The sequence below is a fragment of the Escherichia sp. MOD1-EC6819 genome, from assembly GCF_002965765.1.
Classification (GTDB): domain Bacteria; phylum Pseudomonadota; class Gammaproteobacteria; order Enterobacterales; family Enterobacteriaceae; genus Escherichia; species Escherichia ruysiae.
This window is the reverse complement of record NZ_PTRG01000001.1, coordinates 289,496-310,763: the sequence shown is the minus strand read 5'-3', so window position 1 is coordinate 310,763 and position 21,268 is coordinate 289,496. Positions and strand designations below refer to the sequence as shown.

Genomic DNA, 21,268 nt, shown 5'->3' with positions numbered 1-21,268 from the left:
TTCATTATGGAAATCAGTCTGTTGCAGGCGTTCGTGTTGGGCATTCTCGCCTTTATCGCTGGCCTGGATATGTTTAACGGCTTAACCCATATACATCGCCCGGTGGTTCTTGGACCGTTGGTTGGGCTGGTACTTGGCGATCTACATACCGGTATTTTAACCGGCGGTACGCTGGAACTGGTATGGATGGGGCTGGCTCCGCTGGCGGGCGCACAGCCGCCTAACGTAATTATCGGTACTATAGTCGGTACGGCATTTGCTATTACCACCGGCGTGAAACCCGATGTCGCGGTCGGTATCGCCGTACCTTTCGCCGTCGCGGTACAGATGGGGATTACCTTCCTGTTCTCGGTGATGTCTGGCGTGATGTCCCGTTGCGACCGGATGGCGGAAAATGCCGATACACGCGGCATTGAGCGCGTGAACTATCTGGCGCTGCTGGCGCTCGGCATCTTCTATTTTCTCTGCGCTTTCCTGCCGATTTACTTCGGTGCGGAACATGCCAAAACCATCATTGATGTCCTGCCGCAACGCTTAATCGACGGCCTCGGTGTCGCAGGCGGCATCATGCCAGCAATCGGTTTTGCCGTGCTGCTGAAAATCATGATGAAAAACGTCTACATCCCCTACTTCATCCTGGGCTTTGTTGCCGCCGCCTGGCTCAAGTTACCGGTGCTGGCTATTGCTGCTGCCGCGCTGGCGATGGCGCTGATCGACCTGCTGCGTAAATCTCCTGAACCGATTCAACCTGCGGCACAGAAAGAGGAATTTGAAGATGGCATCTAATCAAACGACCCTGCCGAACGTCAGTGAAAACGAAGAAGCACTGCTGACTGGCGTCAATGAAAACGTATATGAAGATCAAAGCATTGGCGCGGAGTTAACGAAAAAAGATATCAATCGCGTCGCATGGCGTTCCATGCTGTTACAGGCTTCTTTCAACTACGAACGTATGCAGGCTTCCGGCTGGTTGTACGGTCTGCTGCCTGCACTGAAAAAGATCCATACCAATAAACGCGACCTGGCGCGCGCCATGAAAGGCCATATGGGCTTTTTCAATACTCACCCGTTTCTGGTGACGTTTGTGATCGGCATTATCCTTGCGATGGAGCGTTCTAAGCAGGACGTTAACAGTATTCAGAGCACCAAAATTGCTGTCGGTGCGCCGCTCGGCGGGATTGGCGACGCGATGTTCTGGCTGACGCTGCTGCCAATTTGCGGCGGGATTGGTGCCAGTCTGGCGTTGCAAGGCTCTATTCTCGGCGCCGTGGTATTTATCGTGTTATTCAACGTGGTGCATCTCGGCCTGCGTTTTGGTCTTGCGCATTACGCTTATCGAATGGGCGTGGCGGCGATCCCGCTAATTAAAGCGAATACCAAAAAAGTCGGTCATGCGGCGTCTATCGTCGGGATGACGGTGATCGGCGCGCTGGTAGCAACCTATGTCCGATTAAGCACCACGCTGGAAATCACGGCAGGCGACGCAGTGGTTAAGCTACAGACTGACGTTATCGACAAACTGATGCCTGCCTTCTTACCGCTGGTCTATACCCTGACCATGTTCTGGCTGGTACGTCGCGGCTGGAGTCCGCTGCGCCTGATTGCAATCACTGTGGTTCTCGGCATCGTCGGTAAATTCTGTCATTTCCTTTAAATACAATGAGGTATTAGATGTTAAGTATTATTTTGACAGGGCATGGCGGATTTGCCAGCGGCATGGAAAAAGCAATGAAGCAAATCCTCGGTGAGCAATCGCAGTTTATCGCCATCGATTTTCCGGAAACCTCAAGCACCGCGCTGCTTACATCGCAGCTTGAAGAAGCCATCGCCCAACTGGATTGTGAAGACGGCATTGTTTTTCTGACGGATTTGCTGGGCGGCACACCGTTTCGCGTAGCTTCAACGCTGGCGATGCAAAAACCGGGCTGTGAAGTGATCACCGGCACCAATTTGCAACTATTACTGGAAATGGTGCTGGAGCGCGAAGGGTTAAGCGGAGAAGAATTCCGTGTGCAGGCGCTGGAGTGCGGACACCGTGGGCTGACCAGTCTGGTGGACGAGTTAGGCCGCTGCCATAAAGAATGTCCGGTCGAGGAAGGAATATGAGGTAAGCGCCCCGCCGCTATTGGTAAAAGACTGTGAGTGGCGTTTTACACTTTCGTTTCTTTATCTGGCTTTCACTTCCCTCACAAGGCCTTTTTTCTTTTGTTTTGACTTTTGCACCGGTGTCGGATGCGACGCTGACGCGTCTTATCCGACCTGCGGCTGGTGGCTGCCAGGCGGATAAGGCGTTTACGCCGCATCCGGCAATCGGTGCAAATATCCCCCCATCAAACAATCCCTTTATCTTCCCTTGTCTTTTCTTTCAACGATCACAAATTTCGTTTTATTTCCTTTCTCTTCATTGAACTTTCAGTTTCTTTTCTATAAATTTTAATCAACGAAAGATATCACCAAGTGAAATGAAACGAAAGGTAAGCGAAAGCTATAACGCCCGACGTCAAGTTCATCAAACTAAGGATTGAGTTATGCCAGAAAATTACCCCCCTGCCACCACCGGTACATGGACTGAAGAAGAGATCCGCCATCAGCCTCGCGCGTGGCTTCGTTCGCTCGCCAACATTGACGCGCTACGTTCCGCGCTCAATAACTTTCTTGAACCGTTACTGCGCAAAGAGAACCTGCGGGTAATCCTGACCGGTGCCGGAACCTCGGCATTTATCGGTGACATCATCGCGCCGTGGCTCGCCAGCCATACCGGCAAAAACTTCAGCGCCGTACCGACCACCGATCTGGTTACCAATCCGATGGACTACCTGAATCCAGCGCATCCGCTGCTGCTGATCTCCTTCGGTCGATCCGGCAATAGCCCGGAAAGCGTCGCTGCCGTGGAACTGGCAAATCAATTTGTACCGGAGTGCTATCACCTGCCGATCACCTGCAATGAAGCGGGCGATCTCTATCAAAACGCGCTCAACAGCGATAACGCGTTTGCCCTGCTGATGCCCGCAGAAACGCACGATCGCGGCTTTGCGATGACCAGCAGTATTACCACCATGATGGCCAGCTGCCTCGCGGTTTTCGCGCCTGAGACAATCAACAGCCAGACCTTCCGCGACGTGGCGGATCGTTGCCAGGCGATCCTGACCTCGCTCGGCGATTTCAGCGAAGGCGTGTTTGGTTACGCGCCGTGGAAACGGATCGTTTATCTCGGCAGCGGTGGCTTACAGGGCGCGGCACGTGAGTCGGCGCTGAAAGTGCTGGAACTGACGGCGGGTAAACTGGCGGCTTTTTATGATTCCCCGACCGGATTCCGTCATGGCCCGAAATCGCTGGTCGATGATGAAACGCTGGTCGTGGTGTTTGTCTCCAGCCACCCCTACACCCGTCAGTATGATCTTGATCTGCTGGCAGAACTCCGCCGCGACAACCAGGCAATGCGCGTGATCGCCATCGCCGCTGAAAGCAACGACATTGTTGCCGCCGGCCCGCATATCATCCTGCCGCCATCCCGTCACTTTATCGACGTTGAGCAGGCATTTTGCTTCCTGATGTACGCCCAGACGTTTGCACTGATGCAGTCGCTGCATATGGGCAATACGCCGGATTCCCCATCAGCCAGTGGCACCGTAAACCGCGTGGTGCAAGGCGTAATTATTCATCCGTGGCAGGAATAAGAGGATCGCATTATGAGCATTATCTCCACCAAATATCTGTTACAAGACGCCCAGGCCAATGGCTACGCGGTGCCTGCGTTTAACATCCATAACGCCGAGACGATCCAGGCGATCCTCGAAGTGTGCAGTGAAATGCGATCGCCGGTGATCCTCGCCGGGACGCCAGGGACTTTTAAACATATCGCGCTGGAAGAGATCTACGCCCTGTGTAGCGCCTATTCCACAACCTACAACATGCCGCTTGTGCTGCATCTCGACCACCACGAATCGCTCGATGATATTCGCCGTAAAGTCCACGCTGGCGTGCGCAGCGCGATGATCGATGGCAGTCACTTCCCGTTTGCTGAAAACGTAAAACTGGTGAAATCGGTCGTCGACTTCTGCCACTCGCAGGATTGCAGCGTGGAAGCGGAACTGGGTCGTCTGGGAGGCGTGGAAGATGATATAAGTGTTGACGCCGAAAGCGCGTTCCTCACCGACCCACAAGAAGCCAGACGTTTTGTCGAACTGACTGGCGTCGACAGCCTGGCTGTGGCGATTGGTACGGCACATGGCCTGTACAGGAAAATACCGAAAATTGATTTTCAGCGGCTGGCGGAAATTCGTGAAATGGTAGACATCCCTCTGGTACTGCATGGCGCCAGCGATGTCCCGGATGAATTTGTTCGCTGGACTATTAAACTGGGTGTGACGAAAGTTAATGTCGCCACGGAATTGAAAATTGCCTTCGCCGGCGCGGTTAAAGCCTGGTTTGCGGAAAACCCGCAGGGTAATGATCCTCGCTATTATATGCGCGTCGGCATGGATGCAATGAAAGACGTTGTCAGGAATAAAATTAATGTCTGTGGTTCGGCGAATCGAATTTCAGCATAACCATTAAATTTATACGATTTATTAATAAGTACTGCTCGACTAATATCGGGTAGTGCCTTAATGGCAAAGGAAATGAGTAAACCTTAATAAATACATCAGTACAATATCGCAACAATAATATATTTAAAAAGATTATATTATTCAAATTTATGGTGAGGATTATACAATGAGCAGTCCAAATATTCTCTTAACCCGTATCGATAACCGTCTGGTTCATGGCCAGGTTGGCGTGACCTGGACATCCACCATCGGTGCGAATCTGCTGGTGGTCGTGGATGATGTTGTCGCTAACGATGATATCCAACAGAAACTGATGGGTATTACTGCGGAAACCTACGGCTTTGGTATCCGTTTCTTTACTGTCGAAAAAACCATTAATGTCATCGGCAAAGCTGCACCACATCAGAAGATTTTTCTGATTTGCCGTACGCCGAAAACGGTACGTAAATTAGTAGAAGGTGGCATTGAGCTGAAAGATGTCAACGTCGGCAATATGCATTTCTCGGAAGGGAAAAAGCAAATAAGTAGTAAAGTTTATGTCGATGATCAGGATCTCACGGACTTACGCTTTATTAAACAACGCGGCGTGAATGTTTTTATTCAGGACGTCCCGGGCGATCAAAAAGAACAAATCCCTGACTAAATCTAACATCGCCTTAATACTGGTTTGAGGTAATAAAAATGCATGAAATAACCCTACTTCAGGGATTATCCCTGGCGGCATTAGTTTTCGTTCTGGGGATTGATTTTTGGCTGGAAGCCTTATTTTTATTCCGCCCGATAATCGTTTGTACCCTTACAGGTGCTATTCTCGGTGATATTCAGACTGGCTTAATTACCGGTGGCTTGACAGAGCTGGCTTTCGCCGGATTAACCCCTGCCGGGGGTGTTCAGCCGCCCAACCCAATTATGGCGGGTCTGATGACCACCGTCATTGCGTGGTCTACGGGCGTCGATGCCAAAACGGCAATTGGTCTTGGCCTGCCGTTTAGTTTGTTAATGCAATACGTCATTCTGTTCTTCTATTCCGCTTTCTCATTATTTATGACCAAAGCCGATAAATGCGCGAAAGAGGCGGATACAGCAGCGTTTTCCCGACTTAACTGGACAACGATGCTGATTGTTGCCTTTTCGTATGCGGTGATTGCTTTCCTCTGTACTTACCTGGCGCAGGGTGCGATGCAGGCGCTGGTAAAAGCAATGCCCGCCTGGTTGACCCACGGCTTTGAAGTGGCTGGCGGCATTCTGCCTGCCGTTGGTTTTGGCCTGCTGCTGCGCGTGATGTTCAAAGCGCAATATATTCCTTACCTGATCGCCGGTTTCCTGTTTGTTTGCTACATCCAGGTCAGCAACCTGTTGCCGGTTGCCGTACTGGGCGCAGGCTTTGCGGTGTATGAGTTTTTCAATGCGAAATCCCGGCAGCAAGCGCAACCGCAGCCCGTTGCCAGTAAAAATGAAGAAGAGGACTACAGCAATGGGATCTGAAATCAGTAAAAAAGATATCACCCGCCTGGGCTTTCGTTCGTCGCTGCTGCAAGCGAGCTTTAACTACGAAAGGATGCAGGCAGGCGGTTTTACCTGGGCAATGTTGCCGATCCTGAAAAAGATTTATAAGGACGACAAACCGGGCTTAAGCGCGGCAATGAAAGATAACCTCGAATTTATTAATACCCACCCAAATCTGGTCGGATTCCTGATGGGGTTATTAATTTCGATGGAAGAGAAAGGGGAAAACCGCGACACCATTAAAGGTCTGAAAGTGGCGCTGTTTGGCCCAATCGCCGGGATTGGCGATGCGATTTTCTGGTTTACCTTGTTGCCGATTATGGCGGGGATTTGCTCATCATTCGCCAGCCAGGGAAACCTGTTGGGGCCGATTCTATTCTTCGCCGTTTACCTGCTTATCTTTTTCCTGCGCGTCGGCTGGACCCACGTCGGTTATTCGGTCGGCGTGAAGGCGATCGATAAAGTGCGAGAGAACTCGCAGATGATCGCCCGTTCGGCAACCATCCTCGGGATCACGGTAATCGGCGGACTGATCGCTTCGTATGTGCATATTAACGTGGTGACGTCGTTTGCTATCGACAGTAGCCACAGCGTCGCACTGCAACAGGATTTCTTCGATAAAGTCTTCCCGAATATTTTACCGATGGCCTATACCCTGCTGATGTATTACTTCCTGCGGGTGAAAAAAGCGCATCCGGTGCTGTTAATCGGCGTGACGTTTGTGCTCTCAATTGTTTGTTCCGCATTCGGCATTTTGTAAATGGAACGAGGCACTGCGTCTGACGCAGCCTCAGATTGTTGACAAAGTGCGCTTTGTCCATGCCGGATGCGGCGTGAACGCCTTATCCGGCCTACAAAATCATGCAAATTCAATATATTGCAGAAACAATGTAGGACTGATAAGCGTAGCGCATCAGGCAATTTGGCGTTTGTCATCGGTCTCCGTATCACACCTGGTGGTGCCTCTCTACACAAGGAATTTCTCCTCATGCAAACCTTACAGCAAGTTGAAAACTATACGGTGTTAAGTGAACGCGCCAGCGAATATTTATTGGACGTGATCCGTAGCAAACCAAATGCCGTGATTTGCCTGGCGACCGGAGCGACGCCATTACTGACGTATCATTATCTGGTAGAAAAAATCCACCAGCAGCACGTTGATGTCAGCCAACTGACCTTCGTGAAGCTCGACGAATGGGTGGATCTGCCATTAACCGTGCCCGGCACCTGCGAAACTTTCCTTCAGCAGCATATCGTGCAGCCGCTGGGGTTACGTGAAGACCAGCTCATCAGCTTTCGCTCCGAAGAGATAAACGAGACAGAGTGCGAGCGGGTAACGAATCTGATTGCGCGCAAAGGCGGTCTCGATTTGTGCGTTCTCGGACTAGGGAAAAACGGTCATCTTGGGCTGAACGAACCGGGAGAAAGCCTGCAACCGGCCTGCCATATCAGCCAACTTGACGCGAAAACCCAGCAACATGAGATGTTAAAAACCGCTGGTCGTCCCGTGACTCGCGGGATCACCTTAGGTTTGAAGGATATTCTCAATGCCCGCGAAGTTTTATTACTGGTGACTGGCGAAGGAAAGCAGGATGCGACAGAACGTTTTCTCACGGCTAAAGTCTCCACCACGATCCCGGCTTCGTTTTTATGGCTGCATAACTATTTCACATGCGTGATTGATGAGATGTGTCGCCGTTAACTCACCAAGTACAGGCATCGCAGCTCTGTTCCTGCTGCAATGCCTGTAATCACTCCCCTTGCAGCTCCAGCGCATACTTATACAGCGCGTTTTTCTTCACGCCGTGAATTTCTGCTGCCAGCGCCGCCGCTTTTTTCAGCGGCAGTTCTGCCTGTAGCAGCGCCAGCGTGCGCAGTGCATCGGCGGGTAAGTCTTCTTCCTGCGCTTTATGTCCTTCGACAATCAGTACCATCTCACCTTTGCGACGGTTTTCATCTTCTTTTACCCACGCCAACAGCTCGCCAACGGGCGCGCCGTGAATGGTTTCCCAGGTTTTGGTCAGTTCTCGCGCCAGCACCACGTAGCGGGACTCTCCCAGCACCGCGACGATATCTTCCAGGCTATCTAACAGACGGTGGGTCGATTCATAAAAAATCAGCGTGCGCGGTTCCGCTTCAATCGCTTTTAGTGCATCACGGCGACCTTTCGATTTGGCGGGCAGAAAGCCTTCATAACAAAAGCGATCGGATGGTAAACCAGCGGCGCTTAATGCAGTGATAGCAGCACACGGTCCAGGTAGCGGCACCACGCGAATCCCCGCTTCACGGCAGGTACGCACCAGATGGTAGCCAGGGTCGTTAATCAGCGGCGTTCCGGCATCAGAAACCAGCGCAATGTTTTGTCCCTCTTGCAGCTTCGCCAGCAGCGTTTCGGCTTTCTGTTGTTCGTTATGGTCGTGCAGGGCGAACAGTCGGGCGTTTATCCCAAAATGTTGCAGCAGTAAACCGGTATGACGCGTATCCTCGGCGGCAATCAGATCAACGGCCTGTAATACCTCCAGCGCACGCTGGGTGATATCCGCCAGATTGCCGATTGGCGTCGGTACAATGTAGAGCTGACCTTGAGAATTATCCGCCGATTGGTGTTGTTTCATTGTGTCGTCCGTATTGCCGATTTAATATTGAGAATTGCGTAAAAAAAATATCACTGGATACATTATGGTACCCTCAACATTTTCTCGTTTGAAAGCCGCGCGTTGTCTGCCTGTTGTTCTGGCAGCCCTGATTTTCGCCGGTTGTGGCACCCATACCCCCGATCAGTCCACTGCCTATATGCAGGGCACGGCGCAGGCCGATTCTGCCTTTTATCTTCAGCAGATGCAGCAAAGCTCTGATGATACCAGGATCAACTGGCAATTACTCGCCATTCGTGCACTGGTGAAAGAAGGTAAAACCGGGCAGGCGGTTGAACTATTTAACCAGCTGCCGCAAGAACTGAACGATATCCAGCGTCGCGAAAAATCTCTGCTGGCGGTAGAGATTAAGCTGACACAAAAAGATTTTGCTGGCGCGCAGACCTTGCTGGCTAAAATTACTCCGGCAGATTTAGAGCAGAACCAGCAGGCGCGTTACTGGCAGGCAAAAATCGATGCCAGTCAGGGACGTCCTTCCATTGATTTACTGCGCGCATTAATTGCTCAGGAACCATTACTCGGTGCGCAAGAAAAACAGCAGAATATCGATGCCACCTGGCAGGCGCTCTCTTCCATGACCCAGCAGCAGGCGAATACGCTGGTGATCAACGCCGACGAAAACATCCTACAAGGATGGCTGGATCTGCAACGCGTCTGGTTTGATAACCGCAATGAACCCGACATGATGAAAGCCGGGATCGCCGACTGGCAGAAACGTTACCCGAACAATCCGGGCGCGAAAATGCTGCCAACGCAGTTGGTAAATGTAAAAGCGTTTAAACCTGCGTCAACCAACAAAATCGCCCTGCTGTTGCCGTTGAATGGTCAGGCCGCAGTGTTTGGCCGCACTATTCAGCAAGGCTTTGAAGCGGCGAAAAATATCGGCACTCAGCCAGTAGCGGCTCAGGTAGCAGCCGCGCCTGCCGCTGACGTAGCAGAACAACCCCAGCCGCAAACCGTAGACGGAGTTGCCAGCCCGGCACAAGCGTCTGTTAGCGATCTGACAGGTGAAGAAACCGCCGCACAGCCGGTGCCTGTAAGCGCCCCTCCGGCAAGCACCGCAGCGGTAAGCTCTCCGGCGAATCCATCCGCAGAACTGAAAATCTACGATACCTCATCACAACCACTTAGCCAGATCCTCAACCAGGTTCAGCAGGATGGCGCGAGTATTGTAGTCGGTCCACTGCTAAAAAATAACGTTGAGGAGTTGCTCAAGAGCAACACCCCGCTGAACGTGCTGGCACTCAATCAGCCGGAAAATATCGAAAACCGCGCCAATATCTGTTACTTCGCGCTATCGCCAGAAGATGAAGCGCGCGATGCAGCGCGTCATATTCGTGACCAGGGTAAACAAGCACCGCTGGTACTGATCCCACGCAGTTCGTTGGGCGATCGCGTAGCCAATGCGTTTGCGCAAGAGTGGCAGAAACTCGGCGGCGGCACCGTTTTGCAACAAAAATTTGGTTCCACCAGCGAATTACACGCGGGTGTTAACGGCCGTTCAGGTATCGCTTTAACAGGTAGCCCGATTACACCCAGAGCGACAACTGACTCCGGCATGACGACCAACAATCCAACCCTGCAAACCACGCCGACCGGAGACCAGTTCATCGATAATGGCGGTCGTGTCGATGCGGTGTACATTGTGGCAACGCCAGCCGAAATCGCCTTCATCAAACCGATGATCGCCATGCGTAACGGCAGTCACAGCGGTGCAACGTTGTACGCCAGCTCCCGCAGCGCAGGAGGCTCTGCTGGCCCGGATTTCCGACTGGAGATGGAAGGCTTGCAGTACAGCGAAATCCCGATGCTGGCAGGCGGTAATCTGCCGTTAATGCAGCAGGCGCTCAGTGCGGTAAATAATGATTATTCGCTGGCGCGCATGTATGCGATGGGCGTCGATGCCTGGTCACTGGCGAATCATTTCTCGCAAATGCGCCAGGTTCAGGGTTTTGAAATCAACGGTAATACCGGAAGTCTGACGGCTAACCCGGATTGCGTGATTAACAGGAAGTTATCATGGCTACAGTACCAACAAGGTCAGGTAGTCCCCGCCAGTTAACCACTAAACAGACCGGCGATGCGTGGGAAGCACAAGCGCGTCGCTGGCTGGAAGGCAAAGGACTGCGCTTTGTCGCCGCTAACGTGAACGAGCGTGGCGGCGAGATTGATCTGATAATGCATGAAGGCCAGACCACCGTTTTTGTCGAGGTGCGTTACCGCCGTTCTGCACTTTATGGCGGCGCGGCAGCCAGTGTGACCCGCAGCAAACAACACAAATTATTACAGACTGTCCGCTTGTGGCTCGCGCGTCATAATGGGAGTTTTGATACTGTGGATTGCCGGTTCGATGTGGTAGCCTTCACCGGGAATGAGGTTGAGTGGATTAAGGACGCCTTTAATGACCACTCATAATTAAGGTTTAAGGATTAGCGTGCAAGAAAGAATCAAAGCTTGCTTCACTGAAAGCATTCAAACTCAAATTGCAGCGGCAGAGGCGCTTCCGGATGCCATCTCCCGTGCAGCCATGACGCTGGTTCAGTCTCTGCTCAATGGCAACAAAATCCTCTGTTGTGGTAATGGAACTTCCGCTGCCAATGCACAGCATTTTGCTGCCAGCATGATCAACCGTTTCGAAACGGAACGACCCAGCCTACCTGCCATTGCACTAAATACTGATAATGTTGTCTTAACGGCGATTGCCAACGATCGCTTACATGATGAAGTGTATGCAAAACAGGTGCGGGCGCTGGGACATGCGGGAGATGTGTTATTAGCCATTTCTACCCGTGGCAACAGCCGCGATATCGTAAAAGCAGTTGAAGCCGCCGTGACACGTGATATGACCATTGTGGCATTGACCGGCTATGACGGCGGCGAACTTGCCGGTTTGTTAGGGCCACAGGACGTGGAGATCCGCATTCCTTCGCATCGTAGTGCTCGCATTCAGGAAATGCATATGCTGACGGTAAATTGCCTGTGCGATCTGATCGATAACACGCTTTTCCCTCACCAGGATGATTAAGGAGAATACATGAAGGCATTATCGCCAATCGCAGTCCTTATTTCCGCGCTGCTGTTGCAAGGTTGTGTTGCCGCTGCCGTAGTAGGTACTGCCGCTGTGGGTACTAAAGCGGCGACCGACCCCCGCAGTGTCGGCACCCAGGTGGACGATGGTACTCTGGAAGTGCGCGTGAACAGCGCATTGTCAAAAGACGAACAGATTAAGAAAGAAGCACGCATTAATGTAACGGCCTATCAGGGCAAAGTGCTGCTGGTTGGGCAGTCACCAAACTCTGAGCTTTCGGCTCGCGCCAAACAGATTGCTATGGGCGTAGATGGCGCGAATGAAGTGTATAACGAGATTCGTCAGGGCCAGCCAATTGGTCTGGGCGAAGCATCTAACGATACGTGGATCACCACCAAAGTGCGTTCGCAGCTCTTAACCAGCGATCTGGTGAAATCGTCCAACGTGAAAGTGACCACCGAAAATGGTGAAGTGTTCCTGATGGGGCTGGTGACTGAACGTGAAGCGAAAGCAGCGGCAGATATTGCCAGCCGGGTGAGCGGCGTGAAGCGTGTAACCACAGCGTTTACGTTTATTAAATAGCAGCCCTTGTAATGTCTGATGCGACGCTTGCCGCGTCTTATCAGGCCAACAACGATGCAAACCGTAGGTCGGATAAGGCGTTTACGCCGCATCCGACTGCCGTTGCCTGATGCGACGCTTGCCGCGTCTTATCAGGCCTACAACGATACAAACGTAGGCCGGATAAGGCGCTCGCGCCGCATCAGGCATATTTAGAACAACAGCGCCAGCCCGCCGACAATCACGCCTGACACTGCCACCATCGCCCCCGTCAGCCATAAGGCTTTCGCCGGAAACGCTTTACGCAACATTATCAGCGACGGCAAACTTACCGCCGGGAGCGTCATCAACAATGCCAGCGCCGGAGCAGTTCCCATACCTGCCAGCATCATCGTTTGCACAATTGGAATTTCTGCCGCCGTCGGAATGACAAACAAGCATCCTGCTACCGCCATCGCCACTACCCACATCAGGCTGTTATCAACAGCGCCATCGGCATGGGGGAATAACCAGACGCGAGCGGCACCCAACGCCAGTACTGCAAGGATATAAACCGGGATCGTACTCCAGAACAGCGTCCACAGCGCCCTGCCCCAGCGGCTAAAAAATCCGCCCTGCGCTTCCGGCATGTCAATTTCGACCGGTGCCTGCGTTTGCGGTGTCTCACGCACCCATTTTTGCACCAGTGTCGCAATCAACAACACCATCACCAGCCCCGCAACCAGACGAATCGCCGCAAAGCCCCAGCCGAGAACAAACCCCATAAACACCAGCGTCGCCGGGTTTAACAACGGATTCCCCATCCAGAATGCCAGCGCACCGCCCATCGACACTTGCTGGCGACGCATCCCCGCCGCGACCGGAGCCGCACAGCAGGTACACATCATACCTGGTAGCGAAAACAGCGTTCCCAGCAAAGTTCCGCGAAAGCGGGATTGCCCCAGCGTGCGCAGCAGCCAGTCACGTGGAATCAGCACCTGAATCAACGACCCAAGCATCACCCCCAGCACCGCCGCTTTCCATACCGCGAGGAAATAGATCATCGCGTAATCCCACGCTGCCTGCCACGGATTGGCATCCGCCTGCGCGAGTATTGATTTACCGATACTGTGGGTTTCGGCGGCGGTAAACGCTTTGCCGTAGTAGGGTTGCCATTTCACATACCAAAGTCCGGCAATGACAACGAGAAAGAAAAGCGCGGGTTTCCACCACTGAATGGGCGTTGCCGCCTGAGATGAAGACTGACCAGTCATAGCATTCCCCAGGAATAAGTTATGATAATTGAGCGCGTGAATATTACGCTCACTATCAATCCTTGGGAATAATTATTCAGCTCTTTTGCGTAGTTCTGAAGAGCTTAAAATAGTCACCCCTTCATGTTCAGGCCGCATGGCTTCTGCCAGCATGACCCGCGCCACATCCCGTACATCAATGGATTTCCAGTTGCCAGGCAGCAAACGAAACAGCGGCGCAAAAAGCGTTTCGTTCATCCGCTGTTTGCTACGATCGCCCAGCAACATCGACGGACGCGCAATGGTCAGTTTCGGCCAGTTCTGGGCAATTAGCGCTTCTTCCATCTCCCCTTTGACGCGGTTATAGAAAAAGGGCGAATGCGCGTTTGCGCCCATGGCACTAACCACCAGCATATGCTGTGCACCCAGCCGCCGTCCGGTTAACGCGGTGTCCACGACCAGCGTGTAATCGGCATGAATAAACGCTTCTTTGCTACCCGCCTCCCGCCGCGTGGTGCCAAGACAACAAAACACAATATCTATCGGATCGGTGACCTGCGCCAGCGCGTCGGTCAGTTGTGGATCATGGGGATTAAACACGCCTGGCATATCGCCCAACGGGCGTCTCGTCGGCGCAGCAATGGCGTTTACTTTCGGTTCGTTAATCAACATCCGCAGCAGGTGACCGCCCACCAGCCCCGTTGCGCCTGTAATCAGTACCTGACTCATCTTCGCTCCTTTACAGAATTGTCCGCCTTGCACTCCCCGGTACATGCACCAGGCTTAATAGTCTACGTGGTAATTATCCCCGATTGTGGGAAATTCGCCTCATTCAATGCAACAACGCGGAGGAAGCATGAGTAAAAAGATTGCAGTTTTAATCACTGATGAATTTGAGGATTCAGAATTTACTTCACCCGCAGATGCATTTCGTAAAGCCGGACACGAAGTTGTCACCATTGAAAAGCAAGCGGGTAAAACGGTGAAAGGAAAAAAAGGGGAAGCCAGCGTGACTATCGATAAATCCATCGATGAAGTGACGCCAGCAGAGTTTGATGCCCTGCTGCTTCCTGGTGGTCATTCACCGGATTATCTGCGTGGTGATAATCGTTTTGTCACCTTCACGCGAGATTTTGTGAATAGCGGTAAACCGGTCTTCGCTATCTGCCACGGCCCGCAACTGCTGATTAGCGCCGATGTGATTCGCGGTCGTAAGCTGACCGCCGTTAAACCGATTATTATTGATGTTAAAAACGCAGGCGCGGAATTTTACGATCAGGAAGTGGTGGTCGATAAAGATCAGCTGGTTACCAGCCGGACGCCGGACGATCTGCCAGCGTTTAACCGCGAGGCGTTACGCCTGCTCGGTGCCTGAGTCACGTAACCAAATTATTTTTTTACCAAAGCCCAGCGTGTTGTCGGTGAATTTGATTTCATCGAGCCGGATTTCCCAAACCGGTGCCGACAGCATTCTGGCAACCGGAAAGCGGCGATTGTACGCCTGACGCGCAAGGTCGCTTTCCTCACCTTCCAGTTTGCGGATCTCACCTTTAAATTGCACGCCACGAATTAACGCTACTGTTTTCGGCTGACCGTTTACCGTTCCAGCAACAGCCGCCTGCGATCCGCTCATCTGCGCGTGACGCGTTTTTTCTTCCGTCAAAATGTAGAAGGCGACTTTCTGTGCATCAAAAAGATAAAAGGCATTGGCGCACCACAGTTCCCCTTCCTGCTGCACACACCAGGTGACAACATGTTGTTTTGCCAGCCAACGGCTGATGGCGGTGAGTGTTTCCATTGCTGTTCTCTTTTATACTGTTGGCCTGACCTTAACATGCGACGCAGACGATGACACCCTGGTATCTCTATTTGATTCGTACCGCCGATAATAAGCTTTACACCGGGATTACCACGGATGTCGAACGTCGCTATCAGCAGCACCAGAGCGGTAAAGGGGCGAAAGCACTGCGTGGGAAAGGTGAACTGACGCTGGCGTTTTCTGCGCCAGTGGGCGATCGTTCGCTGGCGTTACGGGCGGAATATCGCGTTAAGCAACTGACCAAACGGCAAAAAGAGCGTCTGGTAGCGGAAGGCGCAGGGTTTGCAGAGCTGTTGAGCAGCCTGCAAACCCCAAAGATTAAAAGCGATTGAAATGCTCGTGATACTCAACCAGGCCGGTAACGCCATTCAGCGCGTCATCCGCTAAACGATGTACCTGGAAGGCGCTTTCAGTGCCCGGCCAGCGGCAACGCAGATCGTGATGCGCCGCCAGTTCAAAGCCGAAACGACTGTACAGCGCCGGATCGCCCAGCGTCACCACTGCGGCATAGCCGAACTCATTAAGCGAATCGAGTCCTTCATAGACCAGTTGGCGTGCCAGCCCCTGTCCACGGTATTTTTCATCAACCGCCAACGGTGCCATGCCGACCCATTGCAGGTCTTCGCCCTGCACATCAACAGGACTAAATGCCACATAGCCAATGACCTGACCTTCGTCATCTGTCGCCACCAGCCCCAGCGTCAGAAAGCCATCTTCACGCAGATCGTGAACCAGCTTCGCTTCCGCATCGCTTTCGAATGAACGACGCAGCAGGGCATCAATACCCGGCGCATCAATGGGAATTTCTACTCGAATTAGCATGGTTCACCTACCGATGTCTGTTTGGTTTCAGGCGTGGTTTTCATTCCCGCCTCAACAAAATCCGCCAGTTGCAGCAGCATCATGCGTAAGGCTTTCGGCATTTGCTCCAGTTCAATGGCGTCCATCAGGTTTTTCACATACAGCCCCAGCTCCGTATCGCCTTCAATCACCAGTCGACGCTGGAAGAAGAGCGTATCCGGATCCTGTTTACGCGCCGCAATCATCAGCAGATCGCTGGCGTCGGCACTAAAACTCACATCAGCTTGCGCGTTCTGGCTGACAACCAGTTTGCCATTCACCACCGAGGTAAACCATTGCAGGTCAATATCACGCACATGAATACTTAACCAGCGGCCTTCAAGAAACTCAAGCTCACCGTCGTCCAGCGCCTGACGGAATTGCCAGCTTAAGACCTGCTCAAGAACCTGGCGTTTTAGCGCAAATGGCGTCAGTTTTACCGGTACACTCAACAGAGATGGCCCCAAATGCACAATACGGGAACGCAGTTTATCCAACACGAGTTTTACTCCCTGTTTCAACAATCGTCCTATTTTGCCATATCAGGAAAATAACATAGCGGTATAAATCAACAATTCCATATGAAATTGCTGCTACCACCAATACAACTTTAACTGCCTTAAATCAAAAATTGTCGCAGCAAGGTTAACTAAAATCCCAGTTCGTTAACATTTTTGCGCTTTGATAGCGCAACCTTCAGGAAAAATTATGGAGCTGCTCTGCCCTGCCGGAAATCTCCCGGCGCTTAAGGCGGCCATCGAAAACGGCGCAGATGCTGTTTATATCGGGCTAAAAGATGATACCAATGCCCGCCACTTCGCCGGCCTTAACTTTACCGAGAAAAAATTGCAGGAAGCGGTGAGTTTTGTCCATCAACATCGCCGCAAACTTCACATCGCGATTAACACTTTTGCGCACCCGGACGGTTACGCCCGCTGGCAGCGCGCCGTGGATATGGCGGCGCAGCTGGGTGCCGACGCGCTGATCCTCGCCGACCTCGCCATGCTGGAGTACGCCGCCGAGCGTTACCCGCATATTGAACGTCACGTATCGGTGCAGGCTTCGGCGACCAATGAAGAGGCGATTAACTTTTATCATCGCCATTTTGACGTTGCACGCGTGGTGCTGCCGCGCGTGTTGTCGATTCATCAGGTGAAACAACTGGCGCGGGTCACGCCTGTACCACTGGAAGTGTTCGCTTTCGGCAGCCTGTGCATTATGTCGGAAGGCCGTTGCTATCTGTCGTCGTATCTGACAGGTGAGTCGCCCAACACCGTCGGTGCGTGTTCTCCGGCTCGCTTCGTGCGCTGGCAACAAACGCCGCAGGGGCTGGAATCCCGTCTTAACGAAGTGCTGATCGACCGTTATCAGGACGGCGAAAACGCGGGTTATCCAACGCTGTGTAAAGGGCGTTATCTGGTGGACGGCGAACGCTATCACGCGCTGGAAGAACCAACCAGCCTCAATACCCTGGAACTACTGCCAGAGTTAATGGCGGCAAATATTGCTTCGGTGAAAATTGAAGGCCGCCAGCGTAGCCCGGCGTATGTCAGCCAGGTGGCGAAAGTCTGGCGTCAGGCTATCGACCGTTGTAAAGCCGATCCACAAAACTTCGTACCGCAAAGCGCGTGGATGGAGACGCTCGGGTCGATGTCCGAAGGCACGCAAACCACCCTTGGCGCGTATCACCGTAAATGGCAGTGAGAAAAGCAATGAAATATTCCTTAGGGCCGGTGCTGTGGTACTGGCCAAAAGAGACGCTGGAAGAATTTTATCAGCAGGCCGCCACCAGCAGCGCCGATGTGATTTATCTCGGTGAAGCCGTGTGCAGCAAGCGTCGGGCAACCAAAGTTGGCGACTGGCTGGAGATGGCAAAATCGCTCGCCGGGAGTGGCAAGCAGATTGTGCTCTCCACGCTGGCGCTGGTGCAGGCATCCTCCGAACTGGGCGAACTGAAACGCTATGTTGAGAATGGTGAGTTCCTGATTGAAGCCAGCGATCTCGGCGTGGTGAATATGTGCGCTGAACGTAAACTGCCGTTCGTCGCCGGGCACGCGCTAAACTGCTACAACGCGGTGACGCTGAAAATATTGCTCAAACAGGGCATGATGCGCTGGTGTATGCCAGTGGAGCTTTCCCGCGACTGGCTGGTGAATCTGCTCAATCAGTGCGATGAGCTGGGCATTCGCAACCAGTTTGAAGTGGAAGTCCTGAGCTACGGTCATCTGCCTCTGGCGTACTCTGCCCGCTGCTTTACCGCGCGTTCGGAAGACCGCCCGAAAGATGAGTGCGAAACCTGCTGCATTAAGTATCCGAACGGGCGCAACGTGCTGTCGCAAGAGAATCAGCAAGTGTTTGTGCTCAACGGCATTCAGACCATGAGCGGCTATGTTTACAACCTCGGTAACGAGCTGGCATCCATGCAGGGGCTGGTTGATGTGGTTCGTCTGTCGCCGCAGGGTGCTGACACTTTCGCTATGCTCGACGCCTTCCGCGCCAATGAAAATGGCGCTGCTCCACTGCCATTGACGGCAAACAGCGATTGTAACGGCTACTGGCGACGGCTGGCTGGGCTGGAGCTGCAAGCGTAAGTAAATAGCTCACTTTGTTAACAACTTTAACTACTCTTTAATGCAGTATTAAAGATTAATCGGTAACAAAGTGAGCTGTTATGACTGATAAAACTATTCCTTTTTCGCTACTCGATCTGGCTCCCATCCCCGAAGGTTCTTCAGCACGAGAAGCGTTCTCCCACTCTCTCGATCTCGCCCGTCTGGCTGAAAAGCGCGGCTATCATCGCTACTGGCTGGCGGAACACCACAATATGACCGGCATTGCCAGTGCTGCCACATCGGTGTTAATTGGCTATCTGGCGGCGAACACCACCACGCTGCATCTGGGTTCCGGCGGCGTGATGTTACCTAACCACTCACCGTTGGTGATTGCCGAACAGTTTGGCACGCTCAATACGCTCTATCCGGGGCGAATCGATTTGGGGCTGGGTCGTGCTCCGGGCAGCGATCAACGGACAATGATGGCACTGCGTCGCCATATGAGCGGCGATATTGATAATTTCCCCCGTGATGTTGCAGAGCTGGTGGACTGGTTTGACGCCCGCGATCCCAATCCGCATGTGCGCCCGGTGCCGGGCTATGGCGAGAAAATCCCGGTGTGGTTGTTAGGTTCCAGCCTCTACAGCGCACAACTGGCGGCGCAGCTTGGTCTACCGTTTGCGTTTGCCTCACACTTCGCGCCGGATATGCTGTTCCAGGCGCTGCATCTTTATCGCAGCAATTTCAAACCGTCGGCACGGCTGGAGAAACCATACGCGATGGTGTGCATCAATATTATCGCCGCCGACAGCAACCGCGATGCCGAATTTCTGTTTACCTCAATGCAGCAAGCCTTTGTGAAGCTGCGCCGTGGCGAAACCGGGCAACTGCCGCCGCCGATTCAGAATATGGATCAGTTCTGGTCGCCGTCCGAGCAGTATGGCGTGCAGCAGGCGCTGAGTATGTCGTTGGTAGGTGATAAAGCGAAAGTGCGTCATGGCTTGCAGTCGATCCTGCGCGAAACCGACGCCGATGAGATTATGGTTAACGGGCAGATTTTCGACCACCAGGCGCGCCTGCATTCGTTTGAGCTGGCGATGGATGTGAAGGAGGAGTTGTTGGGGTAAGTGCATTTTCCGCGCCGGGCAGTCCCCTCTCCCTGTGGGAGAGGGTTAGGGTGAGGGCATCAGACCTCACCCTTACTGATACACCGGCAGCAAATTAAAGCTCGATAAAATATGGATCAGAGCATTGCCAATGCCAAACACCAGAATCAGGACAATCATCGGCTTGCCGCCCCAGACGCGGAATTTCGGGCTACCGAAGCGTTTACGCGATGCGCGAGCCAGCAGCGCCGGAACAATTGCCGCCCAGATGGTAGCCGCTAAGCCAGCATAACCAATGGCATACAGGAATCCGTTCGGGAACAGCAGGCCACCCACAACAGGTGGTGCAAAGGTCAACAGAGCCGTTTTAAAGCGACCCAGAGCCGAGTCGTCGAAACCAAACAGATCTGCCAGATAATCGAACAGACCAAGCGTTACGCCGAGGAATGAACTCGCTACCGCAAAGTTAGAGAACACCACCAGCAGCAGATCCAGACTACGGCTGTTCAGCACGCCACTTAATGCCTGTACCAGCACATCTATATTGCCGCCCTTCTCTGCGATGCCGATAAACTCCGGACGTGGGATGTTACCCATCGTCGCCAGCAACCAGATGGTATACAGCGCCAGCGCCATCAGCGTACCGTACACCAGGCATTTCACGATGGTTTTCGGGTCTTTGCCGTAATACTTCATCAGGCTCGGCACGTTACCGTGATAACCAAACGATGCCAGGCAGAACGGCAGGGTCATCAACAGATACGGTGCATAGGACGCATTCCTTTCAGCGACGTTGAACAATGTCGCAGGCTGTACATGCCCCAGCAGGCTGCCGAAAGTGAGGAAAAACGTAATGACTTTCGCCCCCAGCACAATCGCCGTCATGCGGCTGACAGCTTTAGTGCTCAACCACACCACGAACGCTACCAGCAGTGCAAAACCAAATCCCGCCGCCCGTGCAGGCACATTTAGCGACATCTCTGCGAAGGTGTGATGCAGAATCGAACCACTGGCAGAAATATAAGCGTAAGTCAGGATATAGAGCACAAAGGCAATGGAAATGCCGTTGACCACGTTCCAGCCTTTGCCCAGCAAATCTTTGGTGATGGTGTCAAAGCTCGAACCGATTCGATAATTGAGGTTAGCTTCCAGAATCATCAAACCGGAATGCAGCATACAAAACCAGGTGAAGATTAGCGCCGCCATTGACCAGAAGAACCACGCACCGGACATGACCACAGGCAGAGAAAACATTCCTGCGCCAATAATGGTGCCGCCGATAATCACCACGCCGCCAAGCAGCGACGGTGACGTTTGGGTGGTGGTTAGTGTTGCCATAAGGGCTTCTCTCCAGTGAAAAATAGTGCGACTGCGTTGTTATGTGTTGCACTGTACCAGTACGCGAGTACAAAAGACAGAA

At 52.8% G+C, this 21,268-nt stretch carries 25 protein-coding genes; 18 read left to right on the top strand and 7 right to left on the bottom strand.

The features are described 5' to 3' along the window. Positions 1 to 6 precede the first annotated feature (6 nt). The 9 genes from agaW (at position 7) to A7Z06_RS01510 (ending at position 7,758) form a co-directional block, all read left to right on the top strand. Entirely contained in the window at positions 7 to 786 is a 780-nt protein-coding gene (agaW, locus tag A7Z06_RS01555) for a PTS N-acetylgalactosamine transporter subunit IIC (RefSeq protein WP_000406229.1), read from the top strand. Then, positions 776 to 1,654 carry a PTS N-acetylgalactosamine transporter subunit IID gene (agaE, locus tag A7Z06_RS01550; protein ID WP_024212648.1) on the top strand — a complete coding sequence of 293 codons (879 nt, stop codon included), beginning with the start codon at positions 776 to 778 and terminating at the stop codon, positions 1,652 to 1,654. The genes agaW and agaE overlap by 11 nt, the downstream gene beginning before the upstream one ends. A gap of 17 nt (positions 1,655 to 1,671) precedes the next feature. Next, a complete protein-coding gene (gene agaF / locus A7Z06_RS01545; RefSeq protein WP_000948825.1) occupies positions 1,672 to 2,106 on the top strand; it encodes a PTS galactosamine/N-acetylgalactosamine transporter subunit IIA in 435 nt (144 codons plus the stop codon). 422 nt (positions 2,107 to 2,528) lie between these two features. Further along, complete coding sequence (locus A7Z06_RS01540) at positions 2,529 to 3,677, top strand: AgaS family sugar isomerase (protein WP_001114846.1); 1,149 nt, start codon at positions 2,529 to 2,531, stop codon at positions 3,675 to 3,677. Positions 3,678 to 3,689: 12 nt separating this feature from the next. Next, positions 3,690 to 4,550, top strand: a complete 861-nt coding sequence (gene kbaY, locus A7Z06_RS01535) for a tagatose-bisphosphate aldolase subunit KbaY (protein ID WP_000022777.1) — start codon at positions 3,690 to 3,692, stop codon at positions 4,548 to 4,550. Positions 4,551 to 4,716: 166 nt separating this feature from the next. Further along, positions 4,717 to 5,193: a PTS galactosamine transporter subunit IIB gene (gene agaB / locus A7Z06_RS01530; RefSeq protein WP_000098035.1), complete on the top strand. Its 477-nt coding sequence runs from the start codon at positions 4,717 to 4,719 to the stop codon at positions 5,191 to 5,193. Positions 5,194 to 5,231: 38 nt separating this feature from the next. Next, positions 5,232 to 6,035: a PTS galactosamine transporter subunit IIC gene (agaC, locus tag A7Z06_RS01525; RefSeq protein WP_000544483.1), complete on the top strand. Its 804-nt coding sequence runs from the start codon at positions 5,232 to 5,234 to the stop codon at positions 6,033 to 6,035. After that, positions 6,025 to 6,816, top strand: coding sequence for a PTS galactosamine transporter subunit IID (agaD, locus tag A7Z06_RS01520; RefSeq protein WP_000534348.1), 792 nt, complete (start codon positions 6,025 to 6,027; stop codon positions 6,814 to 6,816). The genes agaC and agaD overlap by 11 nt, the downstream gene beginning before the upstream one ends. Positions 6,817 to 7,044: 228 nt before the next feature. After that, positions 7,045 to 7,758, top strand: a complete 714-nt coding sequence (locus tag A7Z06_RS01510) for a galactosamine-6-phosphate isomerase (RefSeq protein WP_085461226.1) — start codon at positions 7,045 to 7,047, stop codon at positions 7,756 to 7,758. A 49-nt stretch (positions 7,759 to 7,807) separates the two neighbouring features. On the opposite strand, the gene rsmI is transcribed toward A7Z06_RS01510, so the two are convergent. Beyond that, positions 7,808 to 8,671, bottom strand: coding sequence for a 16S rRNA (cytidine(1402)-2'-O)-methyltransferase (gene rsmI / locus A7Z06_RS01505; RefSeq protein ID WP_000809261.1), 864 nt, complete (start codon positions 8,669 to 8,671; stop codon positions 7,808 to 7,810). A gap of 64 nt (positions 8,672 to 8,735) precedes the next feature. Between rsmI and lpoA the strand changes: the two genes are divergently transcribed. The 4 genes from lpoA to dolP are packed head-to-tail and all read left to right on the top strand — an operon-like array spanning position 8,736 to position 12,320. After that, entirely contained in the window at positions 8,736 to 10,772 is a 2,037-nt protein-coding gene (gene lpoA, locus A7Z06_RS01500; protein ID WP_000249113.1) for a penicillin-binding protein activator LpoA, read from the top strand. Next, a complete protein-coding gene (locus tag A7Z06_RS01495; protein WP_000246840.1) occupies positions 10,730 to 11,125 on the top strand; it encodes a YraN family protein in 396 nt (131 codons plus the stop codon). The genes lpoA and A7Z06_RS01495 overlap by 43 nt, the downstream gene beginning before the upstream one ends. Positions 11,126 to 11,144: 19 nt before the next feature. After that, the gene (diaA, locus tag A7Z06_RS01490; RefSeq protein ID WP_001158034.1) at positions 11,145 to 11,735 is read left to right on the top strand and encodes a DnaA initiator-associating protein DiaA; all 591 of its coding nucleotides are present in this window, start codon (positions 11,145 to 11,147) and stop codon (positions 11,733 to 11,735) included. Between the two features lie 9 nt (positions 11,736 to 11,744). Further along, a complete protein-coding gene (gene dolP, locus A7Z06_RS01485) occupies positions 11,745 to 12,320 on the top strand; it encodes a division/outer membrane stress-associated lipid-binding lipoprotein (protein ID WP_000646037.1) in 576 nt (191 codons plus the stop codon). Positions 12,321 to 12,511: 191 nt separating this feature from the next. On the opposite strand, the gene A7Z06_RS01480 is transcribed toward dolP, so the two are convergent. Further along, positions 12,512 to 13,552, bottom strand: a complete 1,041-nt coding sequence (locus A7Z06_RS01480; protein WP_000147639.1) for a permease — start codon at positions 13,550 to 13,552, stop codon at positions 12,512 to 12,514. Positions 13,553 to 13,624: 72 nt separating this feature from the next. Continuing rightward, entirely contained in the window at positions 13,625 to 14,260 is a 636-nt protein-coding gene (locus A7Z06_RS01475; RefSeq protein WP_010346311.1) for an NAD(P)H-binding protein, read from the bottom strand. Positions 14,261 to 14,387: 127 nt separating this feature from the next. Here A7Z06_RS01475 and yhbO point away from each other — a divergent pair, with 127 nt between their 5' ends. Further along, a complete protein-coding gene (gene yhbO, locus A7Z06_RS01470; protein WP_000037602.1) occupies positions 14,388 to 14,906 on the top strand; it encodes a protein/nucleic acid deglycase in 519 nt (172 codons plus the stop codon). Here the strand turns inward: yhbO and A7Z06_RS01465 are convergent. Further along, entirely contained in the window at positions 14,886 to 15,329 is a 444-nt protein-coding gene (locus tag A7Z06_RS01465) for a YhbP family protein (RefSeq protein ID WP_000449460.1), read from the bottom strand. The genes yhbO and A7Z06_RS01465 overlap by 21 nt on opposite strands. 50 nt (positions 15,330 to 15,379) lie before the next feature. Here A7Z06_RS01465 and yhbQ point away from each other — a divergent pair, with 50 nt between their 5' ends. Continuing rightward, entirely contained in the window at positions 15,380 to 15,682 is a 303-nt protein-coding gene (gene yhbQ / locus A7Z06_RS01460; RefSeq protein WP_001345969.1) for a DNA damage response exodeoxyribonuclease YhbQ, read from the top strand. Here yhbQ and A7Z06_RS01455 read toward each other — a convergent pair. Then, a complete protein-coding gene (locus tag A7Z06_RS01455; protein ID WP_000908554.1) occupies positions 15,669 to 16,172 on the bottom strand; it encodes a GNAT family N-acetyltransferase in 504 nt (167 codons plus the stop codon). The genes yhbQ and A7Z06_RS01455 overlap by 14 nt on opposite strands. Continuing rightward, positions 16,166 to 16,690: a ubiquinone anaerobic biosynthesis accessory factor UbiT gene (ubiT, locus tag A7Z06_RS01450; protein ID WP_001517154.1), complete on the bottom strand. Its 525-nt coding sequence runs from the start codon at positions 16,688 to 16,690 to the stop codon at positions 16,166 to 16,168. The genes A7Z06_RS01455 and ubiT overlap by 7 nt, the downstream gene beginning before the upstream one ends. A 208-nt stretch (positions 16,691 to 16,898) precedes the next feature. On the opposite strand from ubiT, the gene ubiU reads away from it, so the two are divergent. The 3 genes from ubiU to A7Z06_RS01435 all read left to right on the top strand — a co-directional run bounded on the left by ubiU (position 16,899) and on the right by A7Z06_RS01435 (position 19,869). Continuing rightward, positions 16,899 to 17,894, top strand: a complete 996-nt coding sequence (gene ubiU, locus A7Z06_RS01445; RefSeq protein WP_000421305.1) for a ubiquinone anaerobic biosynthesis protein UbiU — start codon at positions 16,899 to 16,901, stop codon at positions 17,892 to 17,894. An 8-nt stretch (positions 17,895 to 17,902) separates the two neighbouring features. Continuing rightward, the gene (locus tag A7Z06_RS01440) at positions 17,903 to 18,781 is read left to right on the top strand and encodes a U32 family peptidase (protein WP_016159712.1); all 879 of its coding nucleotides are present in this window, start codon (positions 17,903 to 17,905) and stop codon (positions 18,779 to 18,781) included. 80 nt (positions 18,782 to 18,861) lie between these two features. After that, positions 18,862 to 19,869 carry a luciferase-like monooxygenase gene (locus A7Z06_RS01435; protein WP_000130415.1) on the top strand — a complete coding sequence of 336 codons (1,008 nt, stop codon included), beginning with the start codon at positions 18,862 to 18,864 and terminating at the stop codon, positions 19,867 to 19,869. Positions 19,870 to 19,941: 72 nt separating this feature from the next. On the opposite strand, the gene mtr is transcribed toward A7Z06_RS01435, so the two are convergent. Further along, on the bottom strand, positions 19,942 to 21,186 hold the full coding sequence (mtr, locus tag A7Z06_RS01430; RefSeq protein ID WP_000224327.1) for a tryptophan permease: 1,245 nt from the start codon (positions 21,184 to 21,186) through the stop codon (positions 19,942 to 19,944). Positions 21,187 to 21,268 lie beyond the last annotated feature (82 nt).